14 protein-coding genes are annotated in these 15,026 nt (G+C 60.8%); 12 read left to right on the top strand and 2 right to left on the bottom strand.

Annotated elements, in window-relative coordinates; translation table 11 throughout:
- Nucleotides 1-206: 206 nt before the first annotated feature.
- From ACA064_RS23775 to ACA064_RS23765, 3 genes are all read left to right on the top strand, one after another.
- Nucleotides 207-830, top strand: a complete 624-nt coding sequence (locus ACA064_RS23775) for a glutathione S-transferase family protein (protein ID WP_497670317.1) — start codon at nt 207-209, stop codon at nt 828-830.
- Nucleotides 831-963: 133 nt separating this feature from the next.
- Nucleotides 964-1,896, top strand: a complete 933-nt coding sequence (locus ACA064_RS23770) for an ABC transporter ATP-binding protein (RefSeq protein ID WP_150643852.1) — start codon at nt 964-966, stop codon at nt 1,894-1,896.
- Nucleotides 1,893-2,672 carry an ABC transporter permease gene (locus ACA064_RS23765; protein ID WP_150643851.1) on the top strand — a complete coding sequence of 260 codons (780 nt, stop codon included), beginning with the start codon at nt 1,893-1,895 and terminating at the stop codon, nt 2,670-2,672. The genes ACA064_RS23770 and ACA064_RS23765 overlap by 4 nt, the downstream gene beginning before the upstream one ends.
- 103 nt (nt 2,673-2,775) lie before the next feature.
- Here ACA064_RS23765 and ACA064_RS23760 read toward each other — a convergent pair whose 3' ends face one another.
- Nucleotides 2,776-3,291: a DUF2062 domain-containing protein gene (locus ACA064_RS23760; protein WP_497670316.1), complete on the bottom strand. Its 516-nt coding sequence runs from the start codon at nt 3,289-3,291 to the stop codon at nt 2,776-2,778.
- Between the two features lie 135 nt (nt 3,292-3,426).
- On the opposite strand from ACA064_RS23760, the gene ACA064_RS23755 reads away from it, so the two are divergent.
- From ACA064_RS23755 to ACA064_RS23715, 9 genes are all read left to right on the top strand, one after another.
- Nucleotides 3,427-5,661 (top strand): DNA internalization-related competence protein ComEC/Rec2, encoded by a 2,235-nt coding sequence (locus tag ACA064_RS23755; RefSeq protein WP_497670315.1) that lies wholly within the window; start codon nt 3,427-3,429, stop codon nt 5,659-5,661.
- 88 nt (nt 5,662-5,749) lie between these two features.
- Nucleotides 5,750-6,388, top strand: a complete 639-nt coding sequence (gene pocA / locus ACA064_RS23750; RefSeq protein WP_497670314.1) for a flagellar polar localization protein PocA — start codon at nt 5,750-5,752, stop codon at nt 6,386-6,388.
- Nucleotides 6,385-6,813, top strand: a complete 429-nt coding sequence (pocB, locus tag ACA064_RS23745) for a flagellar polar localization protein PocB (protein WP_497670313.1) — start codon at nt 6,385-6,387, stop codon at nt 6,811-6,813. The genes pocA and pocB overlap by 4 nt, the downstream gene beginning before the upstream one ends.
- Nucleotides 6,813-7,823 (top strand): tetraacyldisaccharide 4'-kinase, encoded by a 1,011-nt coding sequence (lpxK, locus tag ACA064_RS23740; protein ID WP_497670312.1) that lies wholly within the window; start codon nt 6,813-6,815, stop codon nt 7,821-7,823. The genes pocB and lpxK overlap by 1 nt, the downstream gene beginning before the upstream one ends.
- Nucleotides 7,824-7,843: 20 nt before the next feature.
- Nucleotides 7,844-8,029 (top strand): Trm112 family protein, encoded by a 186-nt coding sequence (locus tag ACA064_RS23735; protein WP_042728811.1) that lies wholly within the window; start codon nt 7,844-7,846, stop codon nt 8,027-8,029.
- Entirely contained in the window at nt 8,026-8,790 is a 765-nt protein-coding gene (gene kdsB, locus ACA064_RS23730; protein ID WP_497670311.1) for a 3-deoxy-manno-octulosonate cytidylyltransferase, read from the top strand. The genes ACA064_RS23735 and kdsB overlap by 4 nt, the downstream gene beginning before the upstream one ends.
- A complete protein-coding gene (locus tag ACA064_RS23725) occupies nt 8,790-9,254 on the top strand; it encodes a low molecular weight protein-tyrosine-phosphatase (RefSeq protein WP_497670310.1) in 465 nt (154 codons plus the stop codon). Before kdsB ends, ACA064_RS23725 begins: the two co-directional genes overlap by 1 nt.
- Nucleotides 9,251-10,270 carry a UDP-N-acetylmuramate dehydrogenase gene (murB, locus tag ACA064_RS23720; RefSeq protein WP_497670309.1) on the top strand — a complete coding sequence of 340 codons (1,020 nt, stop codon included), beginning with the start codon at nt 9,251-9,253 and terminating at the stop codon, nt 10,268-10,270. Before ACA064_RS23725 ends, murB begins: the two co-directional genes overlap by 4 nt.
- 122 nt (nt 10,271-10,392) lie before the next feature.
- Nucleotides 10,393-10,983: a nucleotidyltransferase family protein gene (locus ACA064_RS23715; RefSeq protein ID WP_497670308.1), complete on the top strand. Its 591-nt coding sequence runs from the start codon at nt 10,393-10,395 to the stop codon at nt 10,981-10,983.
- Between the two features lie 186 nt (nt 10,984-11,169).
- Here the strand turns inward: ACA064_RS23715 and rne are convergent, their stop codons facing one another.
- Nucleotides 11,170-14,391: a ribonuclease E gene (rne, locus tag ACA064_RS23710; protein WP_497670307.1), complete on the bottom strand. Its 3,222-nt coding sequence runs from the start codon at nt 14,389-14,391 to the stop codon at nt 11,170-11,172.
- Nucleotides 14,392-15,026: the final 635 nt, after the last annotated feature.

The raw sequence follows: 15,026 nt of genomic DNA, 5'->3' as shown, positions 1-15,026 counted from the left end.
TGACGGCTATCTTGATGGCGGACCGTTGAAATCTTCCGCAAACAGAGCAGCAGACGCTGATAATTGGCCGAAACGTCATGTCTGGGTCTCAATAGTGACCATCCCTGGGGAGTGGAGTTCGCCGAGACGTTTCGCGCGCAGACCGATTTGTCTCGCACCTGATCCGGCGTAGACTGCCCCGGCATTCATCTATCTAAGGAGCGGTCATGCTGAAGATCTGGGGTCGGAAAAATTCGTCGAATGTCAGGAAGGCACTCTGGTGCGCCGAAGAGCTCGGCCTGACCTACGAAGCGCTGGATGCGGGCGGCGCTTTCGGCGTGGTCGATACCCCCGAGTACCGTGCCATGAACCCCAATGGCCGAGTCCCGGTCATTGAAGATGACGGGTTCGTACTCTGGGAGTCCAACACCATTGTGCGTTATCTGTGCGCCAAACATGCCCCCGACTCGGTCTGGTATCCGGCGAATCTGCAGGCACGTGCCACTGCCGAAAAATGGATGGACTGGACCACCTCGACCTTTGCCGATCCGTTCCGTCAGGTGTTCTGGGGCGTATTGCGCACCCCGGCGGATCAGCAGGATTGGGTCAAGATTCATGCGGCGCGCGATACCTGCGTCGAGTTGCTGGCGCTGGTCGATCAGGCGCTGGCTGAGCAGCCGTACCTGTCCGGCGAGGAGGTTGGCCTGGGTGATATTCCCTTGGGCAGCTTCATCTATGCCTGGTTTGAAATGCCTATCGAGCGTCCACCGATGCCCCATCTGCAAGCCTGGTACGAGCGTCTGCAGCAGCGCCTGGCCTATCGCAAGGCGGTCATGACCGCTTTGACTTAATACTGACTATCAATACAGGTGACTGTACTTGTGCGGCGTCGACAAGCACCATTGGTCTTGTGCGCCGCCGTTGTATTCCGTGCGGTTCGCCCTTATTTGTAACTTTCTTCCCTTCCTGGTGCATAAATCCGATATGAGTTCCGCTCTGTCCATCCGGCAGCTAACCAAAACCTACGGCAACGGTTTCCAGGCCCTGAGTGGTATCGATCTGGATGTCGCCGAAGGTGACTTTTTCGCCTTGCTCGGCCCCAATGGCGCCGGCAAATCCACCACCATCGGCATTCTCTCGACCCTGGTGAACAAGACCAGCGGCACGGTGAATATCTTTGGTCATGACCTCGACCGCGAGCCCGCCGCGCTCAAGCGTTGCATTGGCGTAGTGCCGCAAGAGTTCAACTTCAACCAGTTCGAAAAGACCTTCGACATCGTCGTGACTCAGGCCGGCTACTATGGCATCCCGCCCAAAGTGGCCAAGGAGCGGGCCGAGCAGTACCTGACCCAGCTCGGTCTGTGGGACAAGCGCGATGTGCCGTCGCGCTCGCTGTCCGGCGGCATGAAGCGCCGGTTGATGATCGCCCGGGCGCTGGTGCATGAACCGCGCCTGCTGATCCTCGACGAACCGACCGCCGGGGTGGATATAGAACTGCGTCGCTCGATGTGGACCTTCCTCACCGAGCTGAACCAGAAAGGCATCACCATCATCCTCACCACTCATTATCTGGAGGAGGCTGAGCAGCTGTGCCGCAACATCGGCATCATCGACCACGGCACCATTGTCGAGAACACCAGCATGCGTCAGTTGCTCAGCCAGCTGCATGTCGAGACCTTCCTGCTCGACCTGAAAAACGATACGAAGGTTGCGCCGCAGCTGATTGGCTATCCGAATCGCCTGGTCGACGGCCACACCCTGGAAGTCCAGGTCGATAAAGCGGTGGGCATCACCGCGCTGTTCGGTCAACTGGCGGCACAGAACATCGAAGTATTGAGCCTGCGTAATAAAACCAATCGCCTTGAGGAGTTGTTCGTGTCCCTGGTGGAGAAAAATCTGGCGAAGGTGGCGGTATGAGTTCCGAGCTACAGCCCAACCTCGTTGCACTGAATACCATCGTCTATCGTGAAGTCCGGCGCTTTACCCGGATCTGGCCGCAGACACTGCTGCCACCAGCGATCACCATGGTTCTGTACTTCGTGATCTTCGGTAATCTGATCGGTCGGCAGATCGGTGATATGGGTGGCTTCACCTATATGGAATACATCGTGCCCGGGCTGATCATGATGTCGGTGATCACCAACTCCTACGGCAACGTGGTCTCGAGTTTCTTCGGCAGCAAGTTCCAGCGCTCCATCGAAGAACTGATGGTCTCGCCGGTTTCGCCGCACACCATACTGATTGGCTACACACTGGGCGGCGTGTTGCGCGGGCTGATGGTCGGGGTGATCGTGACAATGCTGTCGCTGTTCTTCACCGACCTGCAGGTGCATCACCTGGGCGTGACCATTCTGGTGGTGGTACTGACGGCGACGATCTTCTCGCTGCTGGGCTTTATCAACGCGGTGTTCGCGCGCAACTTCGACGACATCTCGATTATCCCGACCTTCGTGCTGACGCCGCTGACTTACCTGGGCGGGGTGTTTTACTCGATCAGCCTGTTGCCGCCGTTCTGGCAGACCGTGTCACTGGCCAACCCGGTGTTGCATATGGTCAACGCCTTCCGCTACGGCATCCTCGGAGTCTCGGATATCAGGATCAGCGTGGCCATCACCTTCATGCTGGTTGCAACGGTGGTGCTGTATGTCGGTTGCGCCCGGCTGCTGGTCAGCGGCCGTGGTATGCGCACGTAGCTGGCGAAGCCTGCGATCTTTTGGTCTTGCTCTTCGGCTTCCCCGGCACCTTCAACAGTCGCATAGGCGCCGAAGATCAAAAGATCGCAGCCTGCGGCAGCTCCTACAGGCGACTCTTCTTGCGCTTCTTCCATTGCCGGCCGACCCACCACCGCCAATAGACCATGGTCAGGCAATAGGCGAGGGCACCCAGCACCAGGCCGGCGACTACCGAGCCGAGCAGGAAGGGTTGCCACAGGGTCGACAACTGCCCGCTGATCCACTCCCAGGTCAACTCGTCAGGCAGGGTTCTGGCGGGCGCGTTCATTAGCCAGGTGCCGACCTGATAGGTGCAAAAGAACACCGGCGGCATGGTGATGGGGTTGGTCAGCCAGACCAGGCTGACGGCAATCGGCAGGTTGCCGCGCACCGAAATGGCCAGAAAGGCCGCCAGCAGCATTTGCAATGGAATCGGTATGAACGCGGCAAATAGCCCGACGGCCATCGCCCGTGCCACCGAGTGGCGATTGAGGTGCCAGAGGTTCGGGTCATGCAGCAGCTTGCCGAGAAAGCGTAAGGACTTGTGTTCCCTGATGCTGTTCGGGTCTGGCATGTAGCGTTTGAATAGGCGCCGGGGCATAGGGCTTCTCGGTCGGTTCAGGCGCTCAGTATGCCCGGATTCTGCCGAAGGCAAATTCAGACTTTGTGACAATTAATAAAACGGAGCGCCTGCAAGTCAGCTAATCCAAGAGGGGGATCGCTCAAGGATAGTTGTATGCGCACAGGGATGTTCGCGCTCGCGCTGGGTCTTCTGGCTTTGCGGTTTTTACCGTGGTTGCCGCCGGTCGGGTTGTTGCTGATGCTGCCAGTAGTGGCGCTGATGCTGTTACCGTTTCGCACTTATCCACTGGCCTTTTTCCTGGTCGGCCTGGCTTGGGCCTGTCTCTCGGCGCAGTGGGCACTCGATGACCGTCTGGCGGCCAGTCTCGACGGGAAAACCCTGTGGCTTGAAGGGCGGGTGACGGGTTTGCCGCAGAGCAACGGTCAGTCCGTGCGCTTCGAGTTGCTGGACGGCCAGTCGCGGCGGGGTGCGCTGCCCCGGCGAATGCGCCTGAGCTGGTACGGCGGGCCGCCGGTCAAGAGTGGCGAGCGCTGGCGTCTGGCGGTCAAGCTCAAGCGGCCCCATGGTTTGCTCAATCCCCACGCCAGCGATGACGAAGCCGGATTGCTGGCCAGACGAATCGGTGCCACTGGATCGGTCAAGGACGGTCAACTGCTGGCCCCGGCGCAGTGGGCGTGGCGGGACCGACTCCGCCAGCGCTTGCTGGATGTCGACGCCAACGGCCGCGCCGGTGCCCTGGCCGCGCTGGTGCTGGGTGATGGCTCCGGTCTGACGGTGCAGGATTGGCGCGTGCTGCAGGACACCGGCACGGTGCACTTGTTGGTGATTTCCGGACAGCACATCGGTTTGCTGGCCGGATTGATCTACGCCTTGGTCGCCGGTCTGGCACGTTATGGCTGCTGGCCTCGAAGTTGGCCCTGGTTGCCCTGGGCGTGCGGCCTGGCATTTGCTGCGGCACTCGGCTATGGCCTGTTGGCCGGCTTTCAGGTTCCGGTGCAACGGGCCTGTGTGATGCTTGGTCTGGTATTGCTCTGGCGGTTGCGCTTTCGTCATCTGGGGGCCTGGTGGCCGCTGCTGCTGGCGCTGAACGGGGTGTTGATTCTGGAGCCCCTGGCCAGCTTGCAGCCGGGGTTCTGGCTGTCCTTCGTCGCGGTGGCGGTATTGATTTTGACCTTCAGCGGTCGGCTGGGCGCCTGGCAGTGGTGGCAGGCCTGGAGTCGTGCCCAGTGGCTGATCGCTATCGGTTTGTTGCCGATGCTGCTGATTCTCGGCCTGCCGGTCAGCCTCAGTGGACCGTTGATCAATCTGCTGGCGGTGCCCTGGATCAGTCTCGCGGTATTACCCCTGGCCTTGCTCGGTACCGCATTACTAGCGGTGCCGTATCTCGGCGAAGGGCTGTTGTGGGTAGCCGGCGGCCTGCTCGACGGGCTGTTCCAGGTTCTGGGCCTGATGGCCGCCGGTCTGCCAGCCTGGGTCCCGCAGGCGCTGCCGATCTGGGCCTGGGTGCTGAGTGCCTTGGGGGCGGTGCTGTTGCTGTTGCCCAAGGGCATACCGTTGCGATTGCTGGGTTGGCCGATGCTGTTGCTGGCCGTTTTTGCGCCAGGAGCAAGGGTGCCTGCGGGTGAGGTGGAAGTCTGGCAACTGGAGGTGGGTCAGGGTCTGGCCTATATCCTGCGAACTCGCCAGCACGCGATGCTCTACGACGCCGGCCCGCGTTTCGCCGAGCACGACCTGGGAGCGCGAGTGGTATTGCCGACCTTGCGCAAGATGGGTGTCCGCAAGCTGGATCTGCTGCTGATCAGCCATGCTCATGCCGACCATGCCGGTGGCGCCGTCGCTGTGCAGCGCGGGTTGCCGGTCAAGCGGGTGCTCAGTGGCGAACCAGGTGACCTGGCCCGAGTGCTGCAGGCTGAGCCTTGTGTGACCGGCGAAAACTGGGAATGGGATGGGGTCAGGTTTTCCCTGTGGCAATGGTCGGCCGCCGGTGACAGCAACCAGCATTCCTGCGTGTTACGGGTCGAGGCCAAGGGCGAAAGTCTGTTGTTGGCAGGAGACATCGACGCCCGCGCCGAGCGGGCCCTGCTCAAGAGTCCCATGGCGCAACCGGTGGACTGGTTGCAGGCGCCTCATCACGGCAGCCGCAGTTCGTCGTCCCGGGAGTTTCTCGAGGTGCTGCGGCCCAAGGCATCGTTGATCTCCCGGGGGCTCGGTAACAGCTTCGGCCATCCGCACCCGGAGGTGCTGCAGCGTTACCGGGAGTTGGGCATTCAGGCCTATGACAGCGTTGAGCAAGGCGCGTTACATTTGCAGCTCGGGGCTTTCGAGGGGCCCCGGGGATTACGCGAGCAGCGGCGCTTTTGGCGTGAGGCACCGCCGCAGATCAGGTAAAGGCTACAAAATCCCATGCGACATACCGTACTTCGGTGCATCGACCCCCTATGTTAGAGTGACCCACTTTTTCGAGGGGGCTGTCACTGTGTGGGAATTGGTCAAATCCGGCGGCTGGATGATGCTGCCGATCATCCTGAGTTCCATTGCGGCGCTGGCCATCGTTGCCGAGCGTCTGTGGACCCTGCGGGCTAGCCGCGTCTCCCCGGATCATTTGCTCGGGCAGGTCTGGGTCTGGATCAAGGACAAGCAACTCAATAAAGACAAGCTCAGGGAACTGCGCGCCCACTCCCCATTGGGCGAGATCATGGCCGCGGGCCTGGCCAACTCCAAACATGGCCGCGAGATCATGAAAGAGTGCATCGAAGAAGCTGCCGCGCGGGTGATTCATGAACTCGAACGCTACCTCAACGCACTGGGCACCATCGCCGCCATGGCGCCGTTGTTGGGGTTGTTGGGTACGGTCCTGGGCATGATCGATATTTTCAGCGCATTCATGGGCTCGGGCATGAGCACCAACGCCGCGGTGCTGGCCGGTGGTATCTCCAAAGCGCTGATCACCACGGCCGCAGGCTTGATGGTGGGTATTCCAGCTGTGTTCTTCCACCGTTTCCTGCAGCGTCGGGTCGATGAACTGGTGGTGGGCATGGAGCAGGAAGCGATCAAACTGGTCGAGGTGGTACAGGGCGACCGTGACGTGGATCTGGCCGAGGGCAAAAAAGCGTGAAATTTCGCCGCAAACCGCGGGAGACGATCGATATCAACCTCGCGTCGCTGATTGACGTGGTGTTTATCCTGCTGCTGTTTTTCGTCGTCACCACCACCTTTACCCGTGAAACCCAGCTGCGCGTCGAGCTGCCGGAAGCGGTCAGCGGCTCGCCAGCCGAGGATCAGCAAGCCAAGCACCTGGACATCGCCATCAGCGCCGACGGCGTGTTCAGTCTGAACAATCAGTTGCTGCCCAAAAGTGACCTGGCCAGCCTGGTAGAGGCTTTGCAGAAGGAATCCGCTGGCGACACCACGCTGCCCCTGTCGATCAGCGCTGACGGCAAAGCCCAGCACAAGGCAGTGATCATCGCGATGGATGCAGCCGGCAAGCTCGGCTTCAGTCACTTGCGCATGACCACCGTCGAGGCGGCGCCGACTCCCTGATGGCACTTTCCGATCGTTTGCTCGCCGCCTGGTATGCCGGCCATCCTGCGCTGAAGGCGTTGCAGCCGCTGGAATGGCTGTATCGACGCGTGGTAATGCGCAAGCGCGTACGTTTTCTGGCCGGTGAGGGTGACATCTACCAACCGCCTGTGCCGTTGGTGGTGGTAGGCAATATCACCGTGGGTGGCACTGGCAAGACTCCGCTGATTCTCTGGTTGATCGAGCATTGCCAGCGCAGCGGTTTGCGGGTGGGCGTGGTCAGTCGCGGATACGGCGCCAAGCCACCGCACCTGCCGTGGCGGGTCGAGGCCGGGCAGGCCGCTGAAGTCGCCGGTGACGAACCGCTGCTGATTGTCCAACGCAGCGGTGTGCCGCTGATGATCGACCCGGATCGCAGCCGCGCCGTGCAGGCGCTGCTGGCCGGCGAGCCACTGGACCTGATCCTCTCTGACGACGGCATGCAACATTACCGCATGGCCCGTGACCTTGAACTGGTGCTGATCGATGCTGCGCGTGGCCTGGGTAACCGGCGCTGTCTGCCGGCGGGGCCGTTGCGCGAACCGATCGAACGCCTGCAAAGCGTCGATGCCGTGCTCTATAACGGCGCCCGGGCCGACCGCGACGACGGTTTTGCCTTCCAGCTCGAACCGACGGCACTGGTCAATCTGCTGACCGGCGAACGTCTCCCGCTGGACCACTTTCCCTCCGGGCAATTCATGCATGCGGTGGCCGGCATCGGCAACCCGCAACGTTTCTTCGACACGCTTGAAACGCTACACTGGCGGCCAGTCCCGCATGCTTTCGCCGACCACGCCGAGTACAGCGTGCAGGCCCTGAATTTCATGCCGCCATTGCCGCTGGTCATGACCGAGAAAGATGCGGTCAAGTGCCGTGGGTTCGCGGCAGCCGACTGGTGGTACCTGGCAGTCGACGCGGCGCCGTCCGAGGCCTTCGTGGCCTGGTTCGATACGCAGTTGATGCGCTTGTTGCCGAATCGTCTTTTGCCTTAACGCTTTTCCAGGGAGTTTTCATGGACACCAAATTGCTCGACATCCTTGCCTGCCCGGTCTGTAAAGGTCCGCTGAAACTCAGTGCCGATAAAACCGAATTGATCAGCAAGGGCGCCGGTCTGGCTTACCCGATTCGTGATGGCATTCCGGTGATGCTCGAAAGCGAAGCCCGTACCCTCAGCACTGACGAGCGACTGGACAAATGACCACAGCCTTCACCGTTGTCATTCCGTCCCGTTTCGCCTCCACCCGCCTGCCCGGCAAACCGCTGCAGATGATCGCCGGCAAGCCGATGATCCAGCATGTCTGGGAGCAAGCCTGTAAAAGCAATGCCCAGCGAGTCGTAGTAGCCACTGACGATGCGCGCATTGTCGAAGCCTGCAAGGCGTTTGGCGCCGAAGTGGTGCTGACCCGTGAGGATCACGTCTCCGGTACCGATCGCTTGGCTGAAGTCGCCACGCAATTGGGTCTGGCCGCCGATGCGATCGTGGTCAACGTGCAGGGTGACGAGCCAATGATTCCACCGGCAGTGATCGATCAGGTCGCAGCCAACCTGGCAGCGCACCCCGAAGCACGCATGTCGACCCTGGCCGAGCCCATCGAAGACGTTGAAACCCTGTTCAATACCAATGTGGTCAAAGTGGTCAGCGACCTCAATGGCCTGGCGTTGACCTTCAGTCGCGCCACGTTGCCCTGGGCCCGGGACGACTTCGCCAAGGGCCGCGAGCAATTGCCGGCCGGCGTGCCTTACCGCCGACATATCGGGATCTACGCCTACCGCGCCGGTTTCCTGCATGACTTCGTCAGTTGGGGCCCGTGCTGGCTGGAAAACACCGAGTGCCTGGAACAATTGCGCGCACTCTGGCATGGCGTGCGGATTCACGTCGGCGACGCAGTGCAAGCACCCCCGGCGGGCGTCGATACCGCTGAAGACCTCGAGCGCGTTCGGCGCCTGCTGGAGGCTTGATGCGGGTTCTGTTTGTCTGCCTCGGCAATATTTGCCGTTCGCCTACGGCAGAAGGCGTGTTGCGCCACAAGTTGCGTGAGGCGGGGCTGGCGGATCAGGTGGAGGTCGCCTCCGCCGGCACCGGCGAATGGCATATCGGCAAGGCGCCGGACAAGCGCAGTCAGGCCGCCGCCAGGTTGCGCGGCTACGATTTGTCCGCGCAGCGCGCCCAGCAAGTGACGCGTGCTGACTTCGCCAGCTACGACCTGATCCTGGCGATGGACCAGAGCAATTTGCGCAACCTTCAGGCCCTGCAACCGGTCAAGGGCAAGGCTGAGCTGGACCTGTTCCTGCGTCGTTATGAATCAGTGGTCGATGAAGTGCCGGATCCTTATTACGACGGCGATCAGGGTTTCGAGCAGGTGCTGGATTTGATCGAGCGTGCCAGCGATTTGCTGGTGCTCGAATTGAAGGGACGGTTATGACCTTGCAACTGCAACCCCAGGTTTCTCTGAAACCGTTCAACACCTTTGGCGTTGATGTCCGTGCGCAGGTGTTTGCCCAGGCCCATAGCGACACTGATGTCCACGAAGCGCTGGCGTATGCGACTGAACAGGGATTGCCGCTACTGGTGATCGGTGGTGGCAGCAACCTGTTGCTCACCGCTGATATTCCGGCGTTGGTACTGCGCATGGCTACCCGAGGCATTCGCCTGTTGAGTGACGACGGCAGCCAGGTGGTGGTCGAGGCCGAGGCCGGTGAAACCTGGCACCCGTTCGTGCAATGGACTCTGGAGCAGGGGCTGTCGGGCCTGGAGAATCTCAGTCTGATTCCCGGCACGGTGGGCGCTGCGCCAATGCAGAACATCGGCGCCTACGGTGTCGAGATCAAGGACGTGTTTGCCGGTTTGACCGCGCTCGACCGTCAGACTGGCGAGCTGCGGGATTTCACTCTGGATGAGTGCAACTTTGCCTACCGCGACAGCCTGTTCAAGCAAGAGACCGGGCGTTGGGTGATTCTGCGGGTGCGGTTTGCCTTGAATCGCGTCGAGCATCTGCACCTGGAATACGGCCCGGTTCGTCAACGCTTGACCGAACAAGGCATCGACCATCCGACTGCCAGCGATGTCAGCCAGGCCATTTGCAGCATTCGCAGCGAAAAGCTGCCTGATCCGGCAGTGCTCGGCAATGCCGGAAGCTTTTTCAAGAACCCGTTGGTGGCCGCGGCGTTGGTCGCCGAGCTTAAACTCGAGTACCCCGATCTGGTGGCTTATCCACAGGCCGACGGACAAATGAAACTGGCGGCCGGCTGGTTGATCGAACGCGCTGGCTGGAAGGGTTTTCGTGAGGCCGATGCCGGTGTGCATCGGCTACAGGCGCTGGTTCTGGTCAATTATGGAGCGGCGACCGGGCTGGAGCTGTTGCACCTGGCGCAACGAATCCAGAAAGACATTGCCGAACGCTTCAAGGTCCAGCTGGAAATGGAGCCCAACCAGTATTGAGCTAAGCTATAAGCTTGGATTCAGAGCCCTGCACACCTTTCCTGGTTGCAGGGCTTTTTTGTTAATGCCGGGAATCTGCGTACTGGCGAGGTGTTGCTCAGTGCCGTGGGCGAGGAGGGTGTATGAACGAACCGATTGGCGTGATCGTGCTCGCCGCCGGGCAGGGCAGTCGTTTTCGTCAGGTCGCCGGGGCGCAGAAGGACAAGCTGCTGACTGACTGCACCAGTCGCGATGGCAGCGTGCGGTCGGTGATCGAGCAGGTGTTGGTCAATCTGCCAGCCAGCCTCGAGAAACGCCTGTTGGTCACCACCGAGGATCGCCCACAAGTGATGCGCATGGCCCAGGCCTATGGCTGCGAGATCGTGGCGCTGGAGTCGAGCGGCATGGGAGACAGCATTGCCGCCGCGGTGGCCGCTTGTCCGCAGCTCGGTGGCTGGCTGGTAATGCTGGGGGATATGCCGTTTATCCTGCCTTCGAGCATCGAACAAGTGTTGGCGAAGATCGAGGACGATTGCATCGTTGTGCCGGTGCACCAGGGGGAGTACGGGCATCCGGTAGGGTTCGGGCGAACGTTTGGTCCGGCGTTGATGGGGTTGTCTGGTGATCAGGGGGCCAAACCGCTGTTTGCCTCGGCCAGGGTGGTGGAGGTGTCGGTGGAGGATCCGGGGGTGTTGTGGGATGTTGATGTGCCAGAAGAGTTGGTCTTTCAATAACAGCGCGATCCAATGTAGGAGCGAGCTTGCTCGCGATGGACGTTAACGATAACGCGTGTTTGCTGAATAAACGCACCGCCCTTGAGACCATCGCGAGCAATCGAGCGTCGACCGGCTGCTCCTACAAAAAGACCAAAAAAAGCCCCGCCTGCATCAGCAGGCGGGGCTTTTTAACAGCCGTTGGAATCAGGCGAGGGGTTTAGGCTCGTGCTCTTTTTCCAGGACTTCAGGTTTTTGCTCTACCACTTCTTCGACGGAACGCAGGTTTTCGTCAAAGGTCGGGGCAGATTCAACGACTGCTGGCTCAGGTGCGCTGTCAGCGACTGGAGCAGGTGCAGCTTGCTCAACCACTTCAGCAACAACCGGCTCGGCAGCAACGACTGCTTCAACTGGAGCTGCAGCAGCGGCCAGTTCGGCTTCTCTCTGCAGACGCTCCTCCTCACGCTTGCGACGACGCACTTCACGTGGATCGTTCGGCGCACGACCGCTGGCGGTCAGGGCGCTTGCAGGTGCGGCTTCAACTACTGGCTCGACTACCTCGGCAACCACTGGCGCTTCAACCGGTGCAGCAACCACTGGTTCGGCGACCACCACTTCAGCGACCGGGGCTGGAGCTTCGACGACGACCGATTCAGCGATCCGGTCGAATGCAGTTGGAGCGTCGTAAGTCGGTTCAAAGGCTTTTTCAGCAACCGGAGCTTCGAAAGCCGGAGCTTCGAACGCAGGTTCCGCGGCGACGGCTGGCTGTTCAGCGACTTCGGCTTGCTCGGCAACATAGGCTTCACGAACCGGCGCCACTTCAACGGCAGGAGCGGCTGGCGCTTCAATCGCGGTAGTGGCTTCGACCACTGGTGCTTCAACCGAAGCAGTTTCCAGGGTAGCGGCAGTGGCGCGTTCTGCTTGCTGATTGGCCTGGGCTTCAGCGGGAGCGCTGATCACAGAGCTGGCAACAGCCGCGGTAACGGCCAGGCCGGCAGCCAGATCGGCGCTGCTTGGTTCGCTGGTGCTGGCTTCGCCGGCTTCGGATTCTTCCGAGCCTTCGATCACATTGCCATTGGCATCACGTTGACGCTCACGACGATTGCTGCGACGACGCTGGCCACGGGAGCGGCGGCGCGGACGATCGCCTTCGGCGTTGTCCTGACCGTCATCCTGCAGTTGCTCTTCGTTTGGCAGCAGCTCTTCTTCGCTGACAGCAGCAACAGGCTGTTCGGCACGAGGCTGACGCTCTTCACGCGGTGGACGCGGTTGACGCTCTTCGCGTGGCGCGCGGGACGGGCGCTCTTCAGCAACAGCAGCAACAGCAGCAACAGGGGTTGGTGCGGTTGGTGCGGCATCCAGAGGCTCGCGCAGTTCACGAACCGGACGCTCTTCACGACCTTCACGACCTTCGCGCGGTTTGCGATCTTCACGTGGAGGGCGTGGCGCACGTTCTTCACGGGGAGCACGCGGTGCGCGTTCTTCGCGAGGGGCTGGGGCTACGGCCGCTACTTCTTCACGGATTTCGCGTGGTGCACGTTCTTCACGAGGCGCGCGCTCTTCACGCGGGGCACGTTCTTCGCGCGGCTTGCGCTCTTCGTCGCGACGACCGTTACGGCTGCGGCTCTGCTGACGACCGTTGCGGCGCTCTTCATTGCGCGGCTGGCGTTCGGTAACCGGTTTTTCAACCACTACCGGCGCTGCAGGTTCTTCCTTGGTCGCGAACAGGCTGACCAGCGACTTCACCAGGCCTTTGAACAGGCTAGGCTCGGGAACGTGGGCGGGGGCAGCAACAGGCGCTACGACTTCAACCGGAACCGGAGCATTGGCGCGTACCGGAGCGGTTTTCACTGCGGCTTCCTGGCGAACCAGGGTGCGGGTGGCGGCGGCCGGCTGAACTTCTTCCACTTCGGCAGCGGCAGCAGCGATTTCGTAGCTGGACTGATTGATGCTGGCTTCCGGGCTGTCATCACGCAGGCGCTGAACTTCGAAATGCGGCGTTTCGAGGTGATCGTTCGGAAGGATGACGATGCGTGCGCGGGTGCGCAGTTCGATCTTGGTGATCGAGTTGCGTTTTTCGTTGAGCAGGAACGCTGCGACCGGGATCGGCACTTGTGCGCGAACTTCGGCGGTGCGGTCTTTCAGCGCTTCTTCTTCGATCAGGCGCAGGATCGCCAGCGACAGCGATTCAACATCACGGATGATGCCGGTGCCGTTGCAACGCGGGCAGACGATGCCGCTGCTTTCGCCCAGGGATGGACGCAGGCGCTGACGGGACATTTCCAGCAGGCCGAAGCGCGAGATGCGACCGACTTGCACGCGAGCGCGGTCAGCTTCCAGGCATTCGCGGACTTTCTCTTCCACGGCGCGCTGGTTCTTGGCCGGGGTCATGTCGATGAAGTCGATGACGATCAGGCCGCCGATGTCGCGCAGGCGCAACTGACGGGCGATTTCTTCGGCGGCTTCGAGGTTGGTCTGCAGCGCGGTTTCTTCGATGTCGCTGCCTTTGGTGGCGCGCGCCGAGTTGATGTCGATGGACACCAGGGCCTCGGTTGGATCGATGACGATGGAGCCGCCGGAAGGCAGTTCGACGACGCGCTGGAAAGCGGTTTCGATTTGGCTTTCGATCTGGAAGCGGTTGAACAGCGGAACGCTGTCTTCGTACAACTTGATCTTGCTGGCGTACTGCGGCATCACCTGGCGAATGAAGGTCAGGGCTTCGTCCTGGGCTTCGACGCTGTCGATCAGCACTTCACCGATGTCCTGGCGCAGGTAATCGCGGATCGCGCGGATGATCACGTTGCTTTCCTGATAGATCAGGAATGGCGCGGAACGATCCAGCGAGGCTTCTTTGATGGCGGTCCAGAGTTGCAGCAGGTAATCGAGGTCCCACTGCATTTCTTCGCTGCTGCGGCCAAGGCCTGCAGTGCGCACGATCAGACCCATGTCGGCCGGAGCAACCAGACCGTTCAGGGCTTCACGCAGTTCGTTGCGCTCTTCACCTTCGATGCGACGGGAGATGCCGCCGGCACGCGGGTTGTTCGGCATCAGCACCAGGTAACGACCAGCCAGGCTGATGAAGGTGGTCAGGGCTGCGCCCTTGTTGCCACGCTCTTCTTTTTCGACCTGAACGATGACTTCCTGGCCTTCGCTCAGGACGTCCTTGATGTTGACGCGGCCTTCAGGGGCTTTCTTGAAGTATTCGCGGGAGATTTCTTTGAGGGGCAGGAAACCATGGCGCTCGGAGCCGAAATCGACAAAGGCAGCCTCAAGGCTTGGTTCGATGCGAGTAATCCGGCCTTTATAGATGTTGGCCTTCTTCTGCTCGCGTGCACCGGATTCGATATCCAGGTCGTAGAGGCGCTGGCCGTCTACCAGTGCAACACGCAACTCTTCGGGTTGGGTTGCGTTAATCAGCATTCTTTTCATGTAGTACCGTCGGTTTCCGGGCTGCCGGAAACGGCGTTCGGCACACACGACTTCTCACGGTCGGTGTCAGGTGCGTAAGGAGTGGTTGGCCACTCCAGTGTCTAGCGAGGTTCGACCAAAGGGGGCGAAGTCGCGACTTACGCGTCCTGCTTGCTGTGGCTACTTAAGCACTCAGTCAGGAGGAGGAATCAGCCATCGACTGTGGACGATATGAAGCGTCTAAATATAAGCCTAGTGCTACACAGTCCGACGGTTGTGCATCTCCACCCTACACGTATCCCTGATAATTCGGGTGCTGCCGCGCGCAGAATCCGCAGCGGGTTGGCATTTACCGTGAGCTCCGAAAGGGGAGGTCACGCATCATGGCTAATTTAGGCGTTGTTTCCGAAGCCTTCGCTCAGGCTCATTCGCGATCGACTGCACTTTGTGAACTGGCCGTGAATATCGGCGTAAAAGGCGAGTTATCACTCTGCTTCTTGCGCTCGCTTCAGGCCTCATGTCACCTGCGCTTGTTACAATCGCGAACCTTCCATAATTGTAGCGAAAGCCCCGTAGGACGGCCTCGCGTCCTGATGAATTGCGATGGTCAGGGCCGGTCGATGACCGTTGGTCCGCTGCCCAGGCCGCTTTTGGCG

This window comes from Pseudomonas sp. LBUM1658, assembly GCF_059716055.1.
The sequence above is the reverse complement of the archived record's forward strand: the minus strand, read 5'-3'. Positions and strand labels throughout refer to the sequence as shown.

Excerpts from the sequence above, each read along its gene's own strand:
- lpxK (WP_497670312.1), top strand. The coding sequence starts at position 6,813 with ATGGCACTTTCCGATCGTTTGCTCGCCGCCTGGTATGCCGGCCATCCT.
- ACA064_RS23725 (WP_497670310.1), top strand. The coding sequence starts at position 8,790 with ATGCGGGTTCTGTTTGTCTGCCTCGGCAATATTTGCCGTTCGCCTACG.
- ACA064_RS23755 (WP_497670315.1), top strand. The coding sequence starts at position 3,427 with ATGCGCACAGGGATGTTCGCGCTCGCGCTGGGTCTTCTGGCTTTGCGG.
- ACA064_RS23775 (WP_497670317.1), top strand. The coding sequence starts at position 207 with ATGCTGAAGATCTGGGGTCGGAAAAATTCGTCGAATGTCAGGAAGGCA.
- rne (WP_497670307.1), bottom strand. The coding sequence starts at position 14,391 with ATGAAAAGAATGCTGATTAACGCAACCCAACCCGAAGAGTTGCGTGTT.
- ACA064_RS23765 (WP_150643851.1), top strand. The coding sequence starts at position 1,893 with ATGAGTTCCGAGCTACAGCCCAACCTCGTTGCACTGAATACCATCGTC.
- kdsB (WP_497670311.1), top strand. The coding sequence starts at position 8,026 with ATGACCACAGCCTTCACCGTTGTCATTCCGTCCCGTTTCGCCTCCACC.
- ACA064_RS23715 (WP_497670308.1), top strand. The coding sequence starts at position 10,393 with ATGAACGAACCGATTGGCGTGATCGTGCTCGCCGCCGGGCAGGGCAGT.
- ACA064_RS23735 (WP_042728811.1), top strand. The coding sequence starts at position 7,844 with ATGGACACCAAATTGCTCGACATCCTTGCCTGCCCGGTCTGTAAAGGT.
- ACA064_RS23760 (WP_497670316.1), bottom strand. The coding sequence starts at position 3,291 with ATGCCCCGGCGCCTATTCAAACGCTACATGCCAGACCCGAACAGCATC.
- murB (WP_497670309.1), top strand. The coding sequence starts at position 9,251 with ATGACCTTGCAACTGCAACCCCAGGTTTCTCTGAAACCGTTCAACACC.
- ACA064_RS23770 (WP_150643852.1), top strand. The coding sequence starts at position 964 with ATGAGTTCCGCTCTGTCCATCCGGCAGCTAACCAAAACCTACGGCAAC.